Here is an 18,559-nt window from a genome sequence, read left to right as displayed (position 1 = left end):
CCGCGCCGTCCTCGCCATGCACCGCGAGCTCGCCGGGCGGCTGATCGACCCGCACACCCTGGCCCGGCTCACCGCGCTGGCCGACCTCGACCCCGCGCTCGTCCTGGACGACTTCACCACCCCCGAGGCCCGCGCCGCGCTCGCCGACGCCGAGGTGATCGTCTCCAGCTGGGGCTGCCCGCCGATCGACGAGGAGGTGCTGGCCGCCGCCCCGCGGCTGAGCGCCGTCATCCACGCCGCCGGCTCGGTCAAGCACCACGTCACCGAGGCCTGCTGGCGCCGCGGCCTCCAGGTCACCTCCGCGGCCTGGGCCAACGCCCTGCCGGTCGCCGAGTACACCGTCGCCGTCGTGCTGCTCGCCAACAAGCGGCTGCTGCCGATCCGCGAGGAGTACCGGCGCCGGCGCGCCCCGTACGACTGGCAGCTGGCGTACGCGACGGCCGGCAACTACCGGCGCACCGTCGGCATCGTCGGCGCCTCCCGGATCGGCCGGCGGGTGCTGGAACTGCTGCGCCCGCACGACCTCGACCTGCTGCTGCACGACCCCTACGTCGACCCCGCCGAGGCCGCCCGGCTCGGCGCGCGCTCCGTCGGCATGGACGAGCTCTGCGCGGCGTCCGACGTGGTCAGCGTGCACGCCCCCGAGCTCCCGGCCACCCGGCACCTGATCGACGGCCGCCGGCTCGCCCTGATGCGCGACGGCAGCACCCTGGTCAACACCTCCCGCGGCTCCCTGGTCGACCAGCAGGCGCTGGTGCGCGAGGTCGTCTCCGGGCGGCTCGACGCCGTCATCGACGTCACCGAGCCCGAGGTGCTGCCCGCCGACTCCCCGCTCTACGACCTGCCGAACGTCGTCCTCACCCCCCATGTGGCCGGCTCCCTCGGCGGCGAGCTGCACCGGATGGCGGCCGCCGCCGCGGACGAACTCGCCCGCTACACCGCCGGGCAGCCGTTCGCCCACCCCGTCCTCGCCGAGGACGTCCACCGCACCGCGTGATCCCCGGGGGCGGCCCCTCAGCGCCCCCTTCAACGCGCGCCCCCTTCAGCGCGCTCCCGCACTGCGCGCTCCCGCACCAGCAACGAATCGGAGAACCCCCATGTCCCGCAGGGTGATCGGCATCGTCATGAACGGCGTCACCGGCCGGATGGGCTACCGCCAGCACCTGGTCCGCTCCATCCTCGCCATCCGCGACCAGGGCGGCCTGCCGCTCGGCGACGGCGACACGCTGTGGCCCGAGCCGATCCTGGTCGGCCGCAACGCCGACAAGCTCAAGGAACTCGCTGACCGGCACATCCTCACCCACTGGACCACCTCCCTCGACGAGGCCCTCGCCCACCCGCTCGCCGAGGTCTACTTCGACGCCCAGGTCACCCCCGCCCGCGAGGCCGCGCTGCGCGCGGCGATCGCCGCCGGCAAGCACGTCTACACCGAGAAGCCCACCGCCGAGTCGCTGGAGGCCGCGCTCGACCTCGCCCGCCTCGCCCGCGACGCCGGAGTGTGCAACGGCGCCGTGCAGGACAAGCTCTTCCTCCCCGGCCTGCTCAAGCTCAAGCGGCTGGTGGACGGCGGCTTCTTCGGCAGGATCCTGTCCGTGCGCGGCGAGTTCGGCTACTGGGTCTTCGAGGGCGACTGGCAGCAGGCCCAGCGCCCGTCCTGGAACTACCGCGCCGAGGACGGCGGCGGCATGGTCCTCGACATGTTCCCGCACTGGCGCTACGTGCTGGACGGCATCATCGCCCCCGTCCGCTCGGTGTACGCGCACACCGCCACCCACGTCCCCGAGCGGATCGACGAGCACGGCAAGGCCTACCGGGCCACCGCCGACGACGCCGCGTACGGCGTCTTCGAGCTGGAGGGCGGCATCACCGCCCAGATCAACTCCTCCTGGGCCGTCCGGGTGGACCGCGACGAGCTGGTGGAGTTCCAGGTGGACGGCACCGAGGGCAGCGCCGTCGCCGGGCTGCGCGAGTGCCGCTTCCAGCACCGTGCCGCCACCCCCAAGCCGGTCTGGAACCCCGACCTCCCGGCGACCGAGCCGTTCCGCGCGCAGTGGCAGCGGGTGCCGGACAACGAGGAGTTCGACAACGGCTTCAAGGCGCAGTGGGAGCTGTTCCTGCGCCATGTGGCCACCGGCTCCCCGTACCACTGGGACCTGCTGGAGGGCGCCAAGGGCGTGCAGCTCGCCGAACTCGGCCTGCGCTCCGCACGCGAGGGACGCCGGCTGGACGTCCCCGAGCTGACCCTGTGACGGTCCGCCGGCCGCACCCCGGCCGGCCGCCGAACAGCAGGCCACCACGGACCCGGCCGCCGCGTACCCGGCCGCCGACGAGACGATTGCGCTGACACCATGACCGAGATCGACCTGCCCGGCCACGGCCGGATCCGGCTGCGCGAGCCCGCCGCCGCCCTGTCCGCCCTGCCCGGCTCACCCGGCCCCGCCCGCTCGCGGACGGCCTTCGCCGCCGCCCACGTGGTCGCCGACCCACTGGGCGAGAACGCCCCCGGCGCCCCCGCCGCCGTCGACTGGGACGCCACCCTCGCCTTCCGCCACCACCTGTGGTCGCTGGGCCTCGGCGTGGCCGACGCGATGGACACCGCCCAGCGCGGCATGGGCCTCGACTGGCCGGCCACCCGCGAGCTGATCACCCGCTCCGGGGCCGCCGCCCGCGCCTGCGGCGGCCGGCTGGCCTGCGGCGTCGGCACCGACCAGCTCGCCCCCGGCCCCCACCCGCTGGCCGCCGTCCGGGCCGCCTACCAGGAGCAGCTGGCCGTGGTCCAGGAGGCCGGCGCCCAGCCGATCCTGATGGCCAGCCGCGCCCTGGCCGCCGCCGCCCGCGGTCCGGAGGACTACCTGGAGGTGTACGGCGGACTGATCGCCGAGTCCGAGCGGCCCGTGCTGCTGCACTGGCTCGGCGAGATGTTCGACCCGGCGCTGGCCGGCTACTGGGGCTCCACCGACCTCGACACGGCCGCCGCCACCGTGCTGGAGCTGATCGGCGCGCACGCCGACCGGATCGAGGGCATCAAGGTCTCCCTGCTGGACGCCGACCGGGAGATCGCCCTGCGCCGCGCCCTGCCGGCCGGTGTGCGGATGTACACGGGTGACGACTTCCACTACCCCGAGCTGATCCGCGGCGACGAACTCGGCCACAGCCACGCCCTGCTGGGCGTCTTCGACCCGATCGCGGCCACCGCCGCGGCGGCGCTGCGGGCGCTCGACGAGGGCGACCTCGACCGCTACGACGAACTGTTCGCGCCGACCGTGCCGCTGGCCCGGCACCTGTTCGCCGCGCCGACCTTCCACTACAAGACCGGGGTGGTCCTCCTCGCCTGGCTGGCGGGCCACCAGGACCACTTCACCATGGTCGGCGGTGCGCAGAGCGGGCGCTCGGTGCCCCACCTGGTGGAGCTGTTCCGCCTCGCGGACGCGGCCGGGGTGCTCCCCGACCCGGACCTCGCGGCCGACCGGATGCGCCGGCTGCTCGCGGTCGCGGGGGTGACGGCATGAGCGGCGCCACGGGCACCACCGACACGCCGAACGGCCTCGCGAGGCTGTCCCTCAACCAGATCACCACCCGGGGCTGGAGCCTCCCGGAGGCCGTACGCGGCTGCGTGGACGCCGGCATCCCGGCCATCGGGCTGTGGCGCGACAAGGTCGCCGAGACCGGCCTGGCCCGCTCCGCGAAGCTGTGCCGGGACGCCGGGCTCGCCGTCAGCACCCTCTGCCGGGGCGGCTTCCTCACCGCCGACGGGCCCGAGGAGCGCCGGGCCGCGCTCGCCGACAACCTCCAGGCGATCGAGGAGGCCGCCGAACTCGGCACCGACACCCTGGTGCTGGTCGTCGGCGGTCTGCCGGCCGGCAGCCGCGACCTGGCCGGCGCCCGCGCCGCCGTCGCCGACCTGCTCGGCGAGCTCGCCCCGCACGCCGGTGACTTCGGCGTACGGCTGGCGATCGAGCCGCTGCACCCGATGTTCTGCGCCGACCGGGCGGTGGTCTCCACCCTGGGCCAGGCGCTCGACCTCGCCGCCCCGCACCCCGCCCGGCAGGTCGGCGTCGTGGTGGACAGCTACCACGTCTGGTGGGACCCGGCGCTGCCCGAGCAGATCGCCCGCGCCGGGCGGGAGGGCCGGATCGCCTCCTACCAGGTGTGCGACTGGACCCTGCCGCTGCCCGCCGACGCCCTGCTCGGCCGCGGCCACGTCGGCGACGGCCACATCGACTTCCGCGCCCTCACCGACCTGGTCACCGCCGCCGGGTACGACGGCTGGATCGAGGTCGAGATCTTCAACCAGGAGATCTGGGACACCCCGGGCGAACTGACGCTGCGCACCCTCATCGAGCGCCACCTCACCCACCTGGCCCGGCCGTGAGGGTCGTCGTCGCGCCCGACTCCTTCAAGGGCACCGTCAGCGCCCGGGACGCCGCGCTGGCCCTGGCCGCCGGCTGGCGCTCGGTGCGGCCGGACGACGAACTGCTGATCCGTCCGATGGCCGACGGCGGGGAGGGCACCCTCGACGCGCTCGCGGCGGCCCTCCCCGGCGCGGTCCTGCACCCGGTCCCCGGCTGCACCGGCCCCGACGGGCGGCCGGTCACCGGACGCTACGCGCTGCTGCCGGACGGCACCGCGCTGGTCGAACTGGCCGACACCGGCGGCCTGCCGCTGCTCGGCGGCGACCTCGCCCCGCTCACCGCCGGCACCCGCGGCACCGGCGAGACCATCGCCGCCGCACTGGACGCCGGCGCGCGGCGGGTGACCGTCGCGCTCGGCGGCTCCGCGTCCACCGACGGCGGCGCCGGACTGCTGGCCGCCCTCGGCCTGCGGCTGCTGGACGACACCGGCGCCCCGCTCCCGGACGGCGGCGGCGCCCTGCCCCGGGCCGACCGGCTGGACCGCACCGCCCTGCGCACCGCCCCGCCCGGCGGCGTCCGGCTGCTGACCGACGTCACCAACCCGCTGCTCGGCCCCACCGGAGCGGCCGCGGTCTACGGACCGCAGAAGGGCGCCGACCCGGCCGCGATCGCCCTCCTGGAGGCGGGGCTGCGACGCTTCGCCGGCCTACTCGGCGGCGACCCGTCCCTCCCCGGCTCGGGCGCGGCCGGCGGCACCGCCTACGGCCTGGTGGCCGCCTGGGGCGCCCGGGTGGTCCCCGGCGCGGCGGCCGTCGCCGAGCTGACCGGACTCGACAGCGCCCTCGCCGGCGCCGACCTGGTGATCACCGGCGAGGGCCGTTTCGACACCACCAGCCTGCTCGGCAAGGCGGTCGGCGAGGTCCTCGCCCGTGCCCACCGGGCCGCCGTCGCCACCAGGATCGTCGCAGGTGAGTCCACCGATCCCGGCGCCCTCACCCTCGTACACCTCGCCGGCGACCCCGCCGACGCCCGCGCCCGCGCACCCCACTGGCTCACCACCGCCGGCGCCCGCCTGGCCTGCGCCCATCCCACGGACTGACGATCAAATAGCCTTCAAACAGCAGGCCAACAACCCGCCACGACTGCGATTTGGCGACCACTCCTCAAATATTGATGTAGAATCATAGGCAGAAGGGGGCCTTGGGGCTGATGCTGAAGGCATCGGCAGGCCACCCACCGGCAGGGGGAGACAACCGCCATGGACTACCACCTCGACACCGCCCGCGCCCTCATCAACGAGCGCATGCGCGAGGCCGAGCAGCACCGCCTCGCCCACGCCCTGCGCCTGAAGACCCGCGCCGAAGCCAAGTCCCGCCGCGCCCGCCTCCTCCTCGCCCGCCTCGCCGCCTGACAGCCGCCGGCCCTTCCGGCCGGTGAACCGGCAACCTCCGCGCGAACGGACCGCCCTTGCCCGCCGACGGCCACACCCGGGCGGTCCGCGCGGTGTCCTCCACGACGGGCCTCCGGATCGCCACGGCCGCATGCCGGGCAACCGGCCCTCGGTAGGGTTCGGGGACGTCACCGTCTCCGACGACATGGAGGAACTCCCGGCATGAGCCCGCTGGTCGACCGCAGCATGATGGAGTCCGTGTTCGACGCCGGCGAACTCGTCACGCTCGACGAGGCCGCGCTCGCGGTGATTCCGCACGGGCCCACCCGGGCCTTCCTCCGGGACGTCGGCCTGCCGGACGAATACTGCAGGTGGCTGGAGTTGGACGAGGCACTCGCCGAGGGCGTCGTCACGCTCGTCGGCGAGGCGGGGGCGTCGGAGTTGGCGGCGAAGTACCCGAGGCTCACGGTGGACACGTCGACCTGGATGACGGTCGGCGGCATCGGCTACGACAACGTGGCGCTCGACGTGGTGGACGGCACGGTCTACTGCATCCCCGAGAGCGGTGCTCCCTGCATCCTCAACAGCGGCATCGACGTGTTCGCCCACTTCCTGCACGCGCTGGAGGTGGAGCGGCCCAACTACGACTTCGAGTCCGACGCCGACGGCTTCACGCCCCGCGCGGAGGACCGGCTCCGTACTTTCATGGAGGCCGCCGACCCGGTCGCCCTCGCCCACCCCGACTCCGCCTGGCACATCGTGCTGGAATGCGTCGAACGCAAGCTCCAGTAGTTCTCCGCCGGGATCAGCGGATTCCCGGCCGCCGGGGAACCGGCCCGCGCCGGGGCCCTCAGGACGGGTAGCGGATCGAGCCCAGTGGGGGGCAGGGGCCGAGGGTGGTGCCGGCGCCGGGGCGTTCGACGAAGGCGCGGGCCTCGGAGGCGCGCAGGCGTTGGGAGTCGAGGGCGTCGGCGCTCCAGGCGTCGCGCCTGGCGCGGGCGTAGTCCCAGGTGTCGTCGATGAGGCTGAGGCTGGTGTTGCCGGAGCTGCGCTGGAAGTCGGCCTTCAGGGCGGCCTGCTGGAGGGCGGTCTGGGCGGCCGCGAGGTCGATGCGGGTGATCAGGACGCCGACGGTGTCCGGCTCGCGGGTGGGCAGCGGGGCCTGCGGGAGCAGGGCGACGCCGGTGTCGTAGCGGCCCATGTTGTCGACGCTCGCCTGCTGGGCGTCCCTCATCATGATCTGCATCTCCTGGTGCATCCAGAAGAACTCGTCGAGGTCGGCCTCGGTGACGCGGATCCGCCGGTAGAGCGCCTGGAAGCGGGGGTCGTGGTGCAGCGGGAGCACGGGGGGCGTGTGGAGCGAGACGCAGTCGTTGAAGCCGCCGGACACCGCGGCCTCCAGGTGGAGGATCGCGAGGTCCGCCTGCCCCTGCATGCAGGCCAGCCCGGCGAGGCTCGCGTGGCCCGAGGCGACGAGCCAGTCGCCGTCGGGGCCGAGCGCGGTGGCGCGCGCCATGACGTCGTGGAGGCCCCTGGTCCCGGCCGCGGGGGCTCCCCTGGTCAGGAGATCCACCAGCACCTCGTGAAGACGGGCGGCGAGTGAGCTGACGGTGTCGGCCATGGATCTCCTCGGACCTCGGCGGTGAAGAGCGGAAGGGGTGTCGAGCCGGTGGCGGTCCCCGTGGGGATGACGGGCGGACGGGGTGATCGGTTCCGGATCGTCCGCACGGGGGTTCGAGGACGGCCTCAGCGCAGCTTCCGCAGGACCACGTACTGGTCCGACTTGATCAGGTCCATGTTGTAGTGGAGGGTGCCGTCCGGCTGCATCGTGATCCGGCGGTAGGTCGACCTGTCGGTGATGCACTCGGCGCCGGGCGAGGAGTCCGTCGTCCGGGACGCGTAGGAGACCTCGTCCTCCTCGACCGAACTGAGCTTCCACGCACCCTCGCACCAGATGCCGGTCTTCGGCGTCTCGGCGCGGATCGTGCTCCTCTCCTCGTTCTGCTCCGACTGGTTGATGGTGACGGTGACGGTGGTGACGTCACCGTTGGCGGCCGTGCGCTCGCCGACCCAGGTGCCGAGGAACTTCGCGGGGACGGCACCCCGCGCGGGGTTCGCGCTGCCGCCGTCCTTGTCGCGCAGCCGGTCGACGAGCAGGTAGCCGCCGCCGAGCAGGAGCACGAGGACCAGGACGGCCGCCGGCACGCCGTAGCCCCGGCGGTCGCGCGGCCGCCGGGCGTACGGCCCGTGGCCGGGCGGCGGGAACGCGGACGGGAGCGGGGTCGGGAGCGGGGTCGGGGCGTACGGTCCGGCAGGTCCGGCAGGTCCGGCAGGTCTGACGGGTCCGACAGGTCCGACAGGTCCCGCGAGCGGCGGGCCGAAGCCCTGCGGGGCGGGCGGTCCGAACCCGGGCGCGCCGCCGGCGGGTGCGGGCCTCGCCGCCTCGGCGACCGTCCAGCCCCCGCCGGGTGCCCCGGCCGCCGCCTCCGGGGCGGGCGCGGCCACCGCCGCCCGTTCCTCCTCCAGGTCCAGCAACTGCACGGCGCTGCGCCCGACCGCCGCCGCCAGCGGCGTCGGCAGCCAGTCCCCGCGCCCCGGCCGGGCCGCGGCCGTGCCGTCGCCGTCGCCGTCGCCGTCCAGCAGTTCCCGCAGCCGGGCGGGCGTCGGGCGGGCGGACGGGTCCTTGGCCAGGCAGTCGCGGACGACGGACTCCAGCGGGCCGGACAGCCCGGCGAGGTCGGGCTCCTCGTGCAGCACCCGGTAGAGCAGCACGGGCGCGCTCACCCCGGAGCCGAACGGCATGGTGCCCGTCGCCGCGTACGCGAGCACCGCGCCCAGCGAGAAGACGTCGCTGGCCGGCCCGGCGGGCAGCCCGTGCGCCTGCTCCGGCGACATGAAGCCCGGCGACCCGAACACCTGGCCGGACCGGGTGAGCCCGGTGGTGGTGTCCAGCGCCCGGGCGATGCCGAAGTCGATCAGCCGCGGTCCGTCCAGGGTCAGCAGCACGTTCGACGGCTTGACGTCCCGGTGCACCAGCCCGAGGCCGTGCAGATGGGCGAGCGCCTCGGCAAGGCCGACGCCGAGGGTCCGGACGGCCGGCCCGGGCAGCGGCCCGAAGTCCCGTACGGCGGTGGTGAGCGCGGGCCCGGCGACGTAGCCGGTGGCCACCCAGGGCTGTCCGCCCTCGGTGTCCGCGTCCAGGACCGGCGCCGTCCAGGCACCGCCGACCCGCCGGGCGGCCGCCACCTCCTGGCGGAACCGGGCGCGGAACTCCGGGTCCCCGGCGAGGTCGTGACGGACCACCTTGACCGCGACGGTCCGCCCGCCCGTGGTCCGGCCGAGGTAGACCCGGCCCATCCCGCCGGCTCCGAGCCGCCGCAGCAACCGGTACTCGCCCACCTGCCGCGGATCGTCCGCCGCCAACGGTTGCATGCCCCACTCCCCTCCGCGCCGGGCGCGGCCGTCCCCGCCGCACGCCCCTGAGCAGACGTTATCGGTCCGGGAGCGGCCGCGGTACGGGATCTCGATCACGGAACGCTTCTTGATCCACCCGGTTCCCGGCCCCGTCCCCGGCCCGTCCCCGGAGCGGCCCCGGTCGGACACCGCCGGAGGACGAGGGCGATGAGCGCCGAACGGCGGTCCGGCCCGGGTACGCTCCTGTCGGTCACCGCTGATACGTTCCCGATCGATCAGATCCGGTCCAACAGGGAAGGTCGGGACAACTCTTGACCCATCGATCTCGTATAAAGCGACCACGTTCGCCGCTCCGCGCGACCGTGGCCGTGGCCGCGGCGGCCTCGGCGGCCGCGTTCGGCATGGCGGCGGGCGGTGCCACCCTCGCCGTGGCGGCCCCGCCCGCCCCGGTCGCGCCGGCCACCGGGCTCCAGGCCCAGTTCGCCGCGGCCGCCAAGGAGTTCAAGGTCCCCGAGAGCATCCTGCTGGCGGTCTCCTACCAGCAGACACGCTGGGAGTCGCACCAGGGCCGTCCGAGCACCACCGGCAACTACAACGTCATGGGCCTCACCCAGGTCGACCTGGCGGCGGTCGCGGCGGCCCAGGCCGCCGCCCAGCCGGAGGTCGACCAGCGCGGTGAGGGCACCCCGTCGGCGGCGCGCAAGCCGGTGCCCGCACCGGCGCCCCCGGTCGACAGCCCCGCGCTGCACACCCTCGACGCCGCGGCCAGGCTGATCGGCCGGCCGGCGGCGGAGCTGCGCGAGAACACCCTGCAGAGCATCCGCGGCGGCGCCGCGCTCCTCGCCGAACAGCAGCGCGGGGCGAAGGCGTCGCAGTCCGCCGATCCGGCCGCCTGGTACGGAGCGGTGGTCCGCTTCAGCAACGGCGGTTCGGAGGGCCAGGGCTCCGCCGAGGGACGGGAGTTCGCGGACCGGGTGTTCGGCACCCTCAAGGTCGGCGCCACCCGGACCACCTCCGAGGGCCAGCGGCTGACGCTCGCCGCGGACCCGGCCGCGGCCGCGCACAGCCCGGCGGTCGACCGCGGGGTGGGGCGCGCGCCCGCGACGCAGGACTCCGCCCGTACCGCCCCCCTCAGCGCCGAAACCGCCGGTGCCGCCCCGGCGGCCGGGAACCCCGAAGCCGCCGGTGCTGCCGTGGCGGCCGCCGCGGCCGCCGACCCGATCGAGTGCCCGGCCACGCTGGGCTGCGACTTCCGCCCGGCCGCGTACGCGCAGAACAGCACCGACGTGAGCGACTTCGGCAACTACTCGATCGCCAACCGCAGCGGCGTGGACATCGACTACATCGTCATCCACGACACCGAGGGCGGCTACAACGGCTCGCTGGCCACCTTCCAGAACCCGGCCACCCTGGCGAGCGCGCACTACCTGCTGCGTTCCAGCGACGGGCACGTCACCCAGATGGTGGCGAACAAGAACATCGCCTGGCACGCCGGCAACAAGAGCCTCAACATGCACAGCGTGGGCATCGAGCACGAGGGCTTCGCGCTGAGCGGGGCCAGTTGGTACTCGGAGCAGCTGTACCAGTCCTCGGCGACCCTCACCCGCTACCTGGCCGACCGCTTCGGCGTCCCGCTCGACCGCGAGCACATCATCGGCCACGACGACGTTCCGGGACCGGTCCAGAGCTCGGTGAACGGCATGCACTGGGACCCGGGCACCTTCTGGGACTGGAACCACTACATGGACCTGGTCGGCGGGCACGTGTCGCCGGACCAGGGCTATGTGATCGGCGGCCGGATCACCATCAACCCGCCGTTCTCCAACGCCTACCGGCCGCCGATCAACAACGTCGCGTCCCAGCCGGCGAACTTCGTCTACCTGCACGCCTCCCCCGCCGGCCCGCTGATCGGAAACGCCACCCTGAACGCCTCCGACTGGAGCGACAAGGCGGCGGCCGGCACCAGCTACGTGGTGGCCGACATCCAGGGGCAGTGGACCGCCATCTGGTACAACGGCCGCAAGGCCTGGTTCTGGAACGACGGCACCATGGCCGCCGCCGACAACCGCCCCGGCCAGTACGTGCTGACGCCCAAGGCCGGACTGAGCAGCGTCGCGGTCTACGGCCGCTCCTACCCGGAGTACGGCGCCTACGCGGCGCTCGGCGTCCCGGCGCCGAACCCGAACATCGTCGCGCTGAACTACACCCTGCCCGCCGGCCAGCAGTACGTGCCGGCCTCCACCACCCCGGTGGCGGGCGCCTTCTACTACAACCCGACCATCAACGGCAGCGCACCGGGAGACCGCAGCTGGGTCCAGGGCGGCGTCACGTACTACCCGATCCGGTACAACCACCGGCTCGCCTTCGTCTCGTCCGCCGACGTCGACCTGGTGCCGGCGAAGACCGACGTGCTGGCCAGCGGTGAGCGGGTGCAGCTGCTGGCGCAGACCAGCAGCGGCCCGGTCAACGCGGGCGCCAACTACACCCGCGGCGTCTGGGAGAAGTACCACGCGGCCCCGGCCGTCGGTGGCCCGGCGGACCCGAACCAGAGCTTCGCCATGCTGTACATGGGCAGCCAGCTGCACGCGGTGACGGTCGCCAACGGGCATGTCTACACCGCCGACCGGAACCTCTACACGGGTGAGTGGACCCCCTGGTACGACCTCCAGGTCAACGGCGCGGCCGGTCCGCTGTCCTCGCCCGTGACCGAGGTGACGGTCGCGGCCACCGGCACCAGGATGCACGTGGTCGTGGTCTCCGGGGGCCGCCTGCTGGAGGCCGCCGCGGACTACTCGGAGGGCCGCTGGTACCCCTGGGGTGACATCTCCGGCGTGCTCGGCCTGTCCCCCGGCGCACTGAACCGGATCACGGCGACCGCCAATGGCAACGTGATGCACATCAACGGTGTCGGGGCCGACGGCAAGATCTACAGCGCCGACGCCGACTACAACCGCGGCGTCTGGGGCTACGGCGACATCAACGGCGCGGTCGGCCCGCTGAACGGGACCATCACCGGCCTGTCCGCCGTCGCCGTCGGCTCGCAGCAGCACGTGCTGGCCCTGGTCGACGGCAGGATCAAGCAGGCCACCGCCGACTACGCGGCCGGCACCTGGAACGGCTGGGGCGACGTCTCGGCCGTCACCGGGCAGACCGCGCCGCTGACCAGGCTCGCCGTCACCTACACCGGCAACAGCCTGCGGCTGTTCGGCGTCTCCGGCGGGCGGGTCTACAACGCCAACGGCGACTACGCCCTCGGCCGCTGGTCGGGCTGGATGGACACCCAGGCCCCGGGTGCGGCCGGCCCGATCGACCCGGTCACCACCGTGGCGGTGACCGGCGTCTGACCGACCGGTTCCACCCGCTCCGCCGCCCCCGACGGGCGTTCCCGTCGGGGGCGGCGGCGTGTCGCCCGCCGACGGCCGGTGCTCCGGGGGCGCGCGGGCCGGGGGCGGGCCGGGGGGCGCGCGGGCCGGGGATGGGGCCGCCCGCTCGATTCCGCACGCCGGTCCGCGCGCCGGGTCGGCGGTGCGGCGGCCCGCGGAGGCGGTGCGCGGGGGCCGTGGCAACGGCCGCGCGGCGCCCCGGCGGGGCGCATCGGGGGTGTGCGGACGGCCCGCTCCGCCGGGGCGGCCGGACGGAGGTGCCGTGCGGCGGGCGGGACGGGCGCGGACGGGGTGTACCCGGTGGTTGCGCCGGGCAGCAGGTCGGCGGCATACCCGGCATCAACTCGCCGACCCGGTCCGGCCGGTGTCGGCCGAGGAGGACCGCATGTACCAACTCACCCTCTCCCTGTGGCGCACGTGCGTGCCGTACGTCGTCGCGTTCCTCGTGGTGCAGGGGGCGCGGCTCGGCATCCGGCTGGACGACGCCTCCGTCACCGCCGCCCTGGTCACCGGCTTCGGCACGGTCTACTACGCGGCGTTCCGGTACCTGGAGCACCGGTTCGGCACGTCCTGGGGCTGGTTCCTGGGGGCCGCCCGGCCGCCGTCCTACCGGCCGCCGGCGCCCTCGGGTGCCACGGCGGCCCCGAGCGACCACCGGAACGTGCCCGAAGGCGGCTGACCGGCCGCACGCCGGGCACCGGCGCGGGGTTGCGGACCATTTCGCTCCGCAACCCCGGGCAATGAGATTCAACGGCTCCGGTAATACAATTACTCTTTTAAATTCCAGTTGACGGACCGCCGGCCGAATATGAAACTTACCCTGCCGACCACGCATCAAGAAGTCGGGGGCCGTCAATTCCGAGACCCTTGACGCACGAAGTGAACGGAGGGGGAATTGCCGACGACACCGACCTATCCCGGCGTCTACATCGAAGAGCTTCCCAGTGGTGTCCGCACCATCACCACGGTGAGCACCTCGGTCACCGCCTTCGTCGGGGCCACCCGGCGCGGCCCGCTGAACCAGCCCGTCACCATCACCAGTTTCGCGGACTTCGAACGCCGCTTCGGCGGGCTCGCGAGCCAGAGCCCGGTCAGCTACGCCGTCCAGCAGTTCTTCCTCAACGGGGGCTCGATCGGGGTCGTGGTGCGGGTCGCGGCGGCCGGCACCGGCGCCGCCGCGGGCGTCACGCTGGACTCGACGCAGACCTCCACCGCCACGCCGGCGCTGCAGGTCACGGCCGTCGAGCCGGGACTCTGGGGCACGGCGCTGCGGGTCGCCGTGGACTACCGGACGCCGACCCCCGGCGAGACCTTCAACCTCCAGGTGTTCGACACCTCGGGCGCGGTCCGGGAGTCCTACGCGGACCTCTCGGTCCGGCCCGCCGACCCCCGGTTCGCCGAGACGGTGGTGAACGGCGGCTCGGCGGTCGTCCGGGTGAAGGTCCTGGCGGAGAGCCGGCCGGACCCGGTGGGCACCGTCTCCAAGCCGTTCGCGGCGACGCTGCCGGACCTCACCCAGGAGATCCAGGTCAAGATCGGCGACGTCTCGCGGACCCTCAGGATCCACGAGCCGGCCGTGGACGGCGCCGCCCCGGCCACCGTCGCCGAACTCGCCCTGCTGCTGGAGCGCAAGCTGCGCGCCCTGCCCGACGCCCCGGGCCGGCGGGCCTTCGCGGGCACCAGGGTGAGCGTGTTCGGCCGGCGGATCCAGGTCGTCGCGGGCTCCACCGACCCGGCCGACGTGGTGCGCTTCCTCGGCGAGGCGGCCAACAACCTCGGGCTGGAGGGCTCGGTCAACCCGCCGGTGCTCGCCCTCGCCGGCGGCCAGGACGGCGGGGCGCCCGGGCTGACCGACCTGATCGGCAGCGAGGCGGCCAAGACCGGCATCCAGGCCCTGCGCGACGTGCAGGACGTCAATCTGCTGGTGCTGCCGGAACTGGCCGGCTACGCCGACGTCGACGACGCCGTCACGGTCGTCTCGGCCGCCCAGGCGCTCTGTGTGGAGAAGCGGATGTTCCTGATCGTCGACTCGCCGCAGGCGTGGACGACGCTGGACGCCGCCCGGGCCGGACTGTCCGCCTTCGACTCGGTGCGCAGCGACCACGCGGCGCTCTACTTCCCGCACCTGGAGCTGGTCGACCCGCTCACCGGCCGGCTGCGCGCCTTCCCGCCGTCGGGCACCCTCGCCGGGGTGATGGCGCGCACCGACGCCCAGCGCGGCGTGTGGAAGGCTCCGGCGGGCACCGAGGCCGTCCTTCCGGGGGTGCGGGCGCTGACCGTCCCGCTGACGGACCGGGAGAACGGGCTGCTGAACCCGCTCGCGGTGAACTGCCTGCGGACCTTCCCGGTGGTGGGCCCGGTGGCGTGGGGCGCCCGGACCATGGCCGGCGCCGACGCGCTCGGCTCGCAGTGGAAGTACGTCCCGGTGCGGCGTCTCGCGCTGATGCTGGAGGAGAGCCTCTACCGGGGCACCAAGTGGGTCGTGTTCGAGCCCAACGACGAGCGGCTGTGGGCGCAGATCCGGTTGAACGTGGGCGCGTTCCTGCACTCCCTGTTCCAGCAGGGCGCGTTCCAGGGCACCTCCGCGCGCTCGGCCTATTTCGTCAAGTGCGACAAGGACACCACCACGCAGGACGACATCAATCGCGGGGTGGTGAACGTCGTGGTCGGATTCGCACCGCTGAAACCCGCGGAATTCGTGATCGTCAAGATCGAGCAGCTCGCCGGACAGTTCGAGGTTTAGGATCTCCATGGTCGAGTTCACCGTTAATCCGCAGCGATTCGATCCGTACAAGAACTTCAAGTTCCTGGTCGTCTGGGACGGCCGGGTGGTCGCCGGAATCAGCAAGGTCAGCCCGCTGAAGCGCACCACCGAGGTGGTGAAGCACCGCAGCGGGGGCGATCCGAGCGCGCCGCGGAAGTCGCCGGGGCGCACCGACTTCGAGGCGGTCACCCTGGAGCGCGGCGTCACCCACGACCCGGAGTTCGACCGCTGGGCCAACAAGGTCTGGATGGTCGGCGCGGGCCGCGGGGCGGAGGTCTCGCTGCGGGACTTCCGCAAGGACCTGGTCATCCAGGTGCTCAACGAGGCCGGCCAGGTGGCGGTCGCCCATAAGCTGTACCGGGCCTGGCCGAGCGAGTACCAGGTGCTCGGCGAACTCGACGCCAACGCCAACGCGGTGGCGATCCAGAGCCTCAAGCTGGAGGTGGAGGGCTGGGAACGGGACGAGGAGACGCCCGAGCCGGAAGAACCGTCGTTCCAGCAGCCGGCCTGAGCGGTGCGCCATGGAACCCACCGGACAGGCCGCGCTGTTGGCCACCTGGGAGGCCGGACTGGCGGCCGGCCGCACCGGGCGGGCACTGCTGCTGCACACCGTCGCCCGGCCCGGCGCCGGGGCGGAGGAGCTGCTGGCCGTGCCGCTCGGACAGCGGGACGCCGAACTGTTCGGTCTGCGGGCCGAGTTGTTCGGCGAGCGGCTCGCCGTGCGGATCGGCTGTCCGGGCTGCCGGGAGGAGATGGAGTTCGCCTTCGACGCCGGGCAGGTGGCCGGTGCCGCGCCGCCGGTCACCGGGCCGCTGCGGGTGGAGCTGGACGGCTGGCTGGTCGGCTTCCGGCCCGCCACCCCCGGGGACCTCGCCGCCGCCGAACAGGCCCCCGAGGGCCTGGCCAGGGCCGTTCTCCTGGAGCGGTGCGTGCTGACCGCCGAGCACGACGGGCGGCCGGTGAGCGCCCGTCAACTCCCCGAACCGGTCCAGCGGCGCATGGCCGAGGCCGCCTCCGCCGCCGACCCCTGCGCCGACGTCCGGCTGAACCTCAGCTGCCCCGCGTGCGGCGGGCAGGCCCTCGCCGAGCTGGACATCGCCTCCTACCTCTGGGAGGAGCTGGACGACTGGGCCCGGGCCACCCTGCTCGACGTCCATCTGCTGGCCGCCGCCTACGGCTGGAGCGAGACGGAGATCCTGGCGCTCACCCCGCTGCGGCGCCGCTACTACCTGGAGCTGTGTGCAGATGCCTGACCACTTCGACCGCCTGCTGAACAAGGGCGACCCGGTCCGGGACCGGGCCGGGACCGGGGTACGGGTGCGCCCGCGTCTGCCGGGGCCGTTCGAACGGATCGAGACGCTCGGGCCGGCGCGGACGCCCATGACCGTCGGCGAGGAGCCGGTCGTCCCCGGCCGGCCGCCCGTTCCCGGGCCGCTCCCCCGACCTGCGCCACCGGCCACGGCCCCGACCGGCGGGACGCCCCGGGTGGCGGTCGGCGACCACCGGCCGGCCGCCGTGCCCGTCCTTCCGCTGCCGCGCACGCCGCTGCTGGTCGCGCCACCGATCGCCCCCGCCGCCACCGCGCCGGCCGTCGAGCCACCGGCGCGGACGGCGGCCGCCCGTCCGACGGCCGCACCGCCGGTCAACGCCGCCCCCCTCACCGCACCGCCCCGGACGGCCGCCCCCGAGCCGTCCGCCGGGGCGCCGTCCGCCGCGCCACGGCCCGCCGTCGCACCGTCACCCGGACGGCTGGCCACCGCGGCGGCCTCCCCGGGCAGCACCGACGGCGGGCGTGGCCGCCGTCGGCAACGGCCGGTCGAGCGGGTGGTGCGGGTCCAGATCGGGCGGGTCGAGGTCAGGGCCGCCGAGCGCGCCCCCGCCGCCCCGCGCCGGCCGGAGGCGAGCCGGCCGGCCCCGGCCCTCGCCCTCGACCGGTACCTCGACCGGGAGCCCTCATGACCGGACGGGCGGGCCCATGAGCAACCACCTCGCGATCGCGACCGTGAGCGAGGCGCTGCGGCTGCTCATCACCCGCGCGCTCTCGCCCGACATCCCGTTCGCCGTCGAGGTCGGCGCCCGCAAACCGCCGACCGAGCCGCCGAGCGACCCGGCCATCACCGTCTTCCTCTACCAGGTCACGCCCAACGCCTCGCTGCGCAACCTCGACGCGCCCACCCGCGCGAGCGACGGCACCCTGCTGACCCGGCCGGCCGCCGCCCTCGACCTGCACTACCTGATCAGCTGCTACGGCGAGGAGTCCCAGCTGGTCGGCCAGCGGCTGCTCGGCTGCGTGGTCCGGGCGCTGGCCGAACAGCCGGTGCTGTCCCGGCAGCTGATCGACGAGGCGGCCGCCCAGCCGTACCTGGTGGGGACGGACCTGGCCGCCTCGCCGCAGCGGGTGCGCTTCACGCCCTCGCCGATGGACGTCGACGAGATGTCCAAGCTCTGGACCACGCTGTTCCAGACGCCGTACGCGCTGTCCGTCGTCTACCAGGCCACCGCCGTCCTGGTGGAGGGCAAGGCCGATCCGGTGGCCGGCAAGCCCGTGCTGCGCCGCACCGTGCGGGCCGTACCGTCCCGAGGTCCGGTCGTCCAACGGGTGCTCTCCCGGCCGGCCGGGTCCCAGGGCCCGCCCGTGGAAGGGCCGGTGACCAAGGACCGCGAGCTGGTGGTGGACGGCTCCGGGCTGCGCGCGGACCTGGTCGTGGCCCGGCTGGGCGAGCGGCGGGTGACGGTCGCCCCGGGCGGCGTCCGGGACGACCGCCTGGTGGTCGCCGTCCCGGAGGACCTGCCGCCCGGCGTGTACCAGGTGCAGGTGCTGCACGGACTGGCGCTGGACGGCCGGCCCGCCGCCGACCACCTCGCGGTGGAGTCCAACGCGCAGACCTTCGCCCGGCAGCCGAGGATCGTCGCGCCGATCGGCACGGCGGACCGCGGCCACGGCCCGGCCGGGGTCTCGGCCCGGCTGAACGTCCGGCTGGACCTGCCGCTCCGGGACGACCAGCAGGTCCTGCTGCTGCTGGACGAGCTGCACCCGCCCGCCGGGCGGCCCGGGGCGAGCCACCAGTTCCGGGTACCCGCGCCGAGGCGGCCGCGCACCGATCCGTTCGAGGTCCGGGTGCCGGTCGTCGGCGTACGCCCGACCGCGTACCTGGCCCGGGTCCAGGTGGACGGCGTGCCCAGCGAGTTGACGGTGTCCGGCGACGGGTCCTTCACCGGGCCCGTCGTGGACCTGACCCACTGACCGCAGGACGGG

General features: G+C 74.5%; 16 protein-coding genes. 14 read left to right on the top strand and 2 right to left on the bottom strand.

The window, feature by feature from the left end:
- The first annotated feature begins 16 nt into the window (after positions 1 to 16).
- From ACFZBX_RS10485 to ACFZBX_RS10455, 7 genes are all read left to right on the top strand, one after another.
- A complete protein-coding gene (locus ACFZBX_RS10485; RefSeq protein WP_391533078.1) occupies positions 17 to 997 on the top strand; it encodes a hydroxyacid dehydrogenase in 981 nt (326 codons plus the stop codon).
- Positions 998 to 1,097: 100 nt separating this feature from the next.
- A complete protein-coding gene (locus ACFZBX_RS10480) occupies positions 1,098 to 2,249 on the top strand; it encodes a Gfo/Idh/MocA family protein (protein WP_391532864.1) in 1,152 nt (383 codons plus the stop codon).
- Positions 2,250 to 2,348: 99 nt separating this feature from the next.
- Complete coding sequence (locus ACFZBX_RS10475) at positions 2,349 to 3,509, top strand: dihydrodipicolinate synthase family protein (protein WP_391532862.1); 1,161 nt, start codon at positions 2,349 to 2,351, stop codon at positions 3,507 to 3,509.
- The gene (locus ACFZBX_RS10470; RefSeq protein ID WP_391532860.1) at positions 3,506 to 4,372 is read left to right on the top strand and encodes a sugar phosphate isomerase/epimerase family protein; all 867 of its coding nucleotides are present in this window, start codon (positions 3,506 to 3,508) and stop codon (positions 4,370 to 4,372) included. The genes ACFZBX_RS10475 and ACFZBX_RS10470 overlap by 4 nt, the downstream gene beginning before the upstream one ends.
- Complete coding sequence (locus ACFZBX_RS10465; protein WP_391532858.1) at positions 4,369 to 5,451, top strand: glycerate kinase; 1,083 nt, start codon at positions 4,369 to 4,371, stop codon at positions 5,449 to 5,451. The genes ACFZBX_RS10470 and ACFZBX_RS10465 overlap by 4 nt, the downstream gene beginning before the upstream one ends.
- A 159-nt stretch (positions 5,452 to 5,610) precedes the next feature.
- A complete protein-coding gene (locus tag ACFZBX_RS10460; RefSeq protein WP_391532856.1) occupies positions 5,611 to 5,763 on the top strand; it encodes a hypothetical protein in 153 nt (50 codons plus the stop codon).
- Positions 5,764 to 5,964: 201 nt separating this feature from the next.
- On the top strand, positions 5,965 to 6,534 hold the full coding sequence (locus ACFZBX_RS10455; protein WP_391532854.1) for an SUKH-4 family immunity protein: 570 nt from the start codon (positions 5,965 to 5,967) through the stop codon (positions 6,532 to 6,534).
- Positions 6,535 to 6,592: 58 nt separating this feature from the next.
- Here the strand turns inward: ACFZBX_RS10455 and ACFZBX_RS10450 are convergent, their stop codons facing one another.
- Both ACFZBX_RS10450 and ACFZBX_RS10445 read right to left on the bottom strand, forming a co-directional pair.
- Positions 6,593 to 7,363, bottom strand: coding sequence for a hypothetical protein (locus ACFZBX_RS10450; protein ID WP_391532852.1), 771 nt, complete (start codon positions 7,361 to 7,363; stop codon positions 6,593 to 6,595).
- A gap of 125 nt (positions 7,364 to 7,488) precedes the next feature.
- Positions 7,489 to 9,174: a serine/threonine-protein kinase gene (locus ACFZBX_RS10445; protein ID WP_391532850.1), complete on the bottom strand. Its 1,686-nt coding sequence runs from the start codon at positions 9,172 to 9,174 to the stop codon at positions 7,489 to 7,491.
- A gap of 344 nt (positions 9,175 to 9,518) precedes the next feature.
- Between ACFZBX_RS10445 and ACFZBX_RS10440 the strand changes: the two genes are divergently transcribed.
- The 7 genes from ACFZBX_RS10440 to ACFZBX_RS10410 all read left to right on the top strand — a co-directional run bounded on the left by ACFZBX_RS10440 (position 9,519) and on the right by ACFZBX_RS10410 (position 18,547).
- Positions 9,519 to 12,500: an N-acetylmuramoyl-L-alanine amidase gene (locus ACFZBX_RS10440; RefSeq protein ID WP_391532848.1), complete on the top strand. Its 2,982-nt coding sequence runs from the start codon at positions 9,519 to 9,521 to the stop codon at positions 12,498 to 12,500.
- Between the two features lie 424 nt (positions 12,501 to 12,924).
- Positions 12,925 to 13,218: a hypothetical protein gene (locus tag ACFZBX_RS10435; protein WP_391532846.1), complete on the top strand. Its 294-nt coding sequence runs from the start codon at positions 12,925 to 12,927 to the stop codon at positions 13,216 to 13,218.
- Positions 13,219 to 13,434: 216 nt separating this feature from the next.
- On the top strand, positions 13,435 to 15,282 hold the full coding sequence (locus tag ACFZBX_RS10430) for a phage tail sheath family protein (protein WP_391532844.1): 1,848 nt from the start codon (positions 13,435 to 13,437) through the stop codon (positions 15,280 to 15,282).
- A gap of 7 nt (positions 15,283 to 15,289) precedes the next feature.
- Positions 15,290 to 15,814 (top strand): phage tail protein, encoded by a 525-nt coding sequence (locus ACFZBX_RS10425; protein WP_344345620.1) that lies wholly within the window; start codon positions 15,290 to 15,292, stop codon positions 15,812 to 15,814.
- Between the two features lie 10 nt (positions 15,815 to 15,824).
- Positions 15,825 to 16,556, top strand: coding sequence for a hypothetical protein (locus ACFZBX_RS10420; RefSeq protein ID WP_391532842.1), 732 nt, complete (start codon positions 15,825 to 15,827; stop codon positions 16,554 to 16,556).
- Positions 16,549 to 17,262, top strand: coding sequence for a hypothetical protein (locus ACFZBX_RS10415; protein WP_391532840.1), 714 nt, complete (start codon positions 16,549 to 16,551; stop codon positions 17,260 to 17,262). Before ACFZBX_RS10420 ends, ACFZBX_RS10415 begins: the two co-directional genes overlap by 8 nt.
- A gap of 16 nt (positions 17,263 to 17,278) precedes the next feature.
- Positions 17,279 to 18,547, top strand: a complete 1,269-nt coding sequence (locus ACFZBX_RS10410) for a DUF4255 domain-containing protein (protein ID WP_391532838.1) — start codon at positions 17,279 to 17,281, stop codon at positions 18,545 to 18,547.
- Positions 18,548 to 18,559: the final 12 nt, after the last annotated feature.

The organism is Kitasatospora sp. NPDC008115 (assembly GCF_042957205.1).
Taxonomy (GTDB): domain Bacteria; phylum Actinomycetota; class Actinomycetes; order Streptomycetales; family Streptomycetaceae; genus Kitasatospora.
The sequence above is the reverse complement of the archived record's forward strand: the minus strand, read 5'-3'. Positions and strand labels throughout refer to the sequence as shown.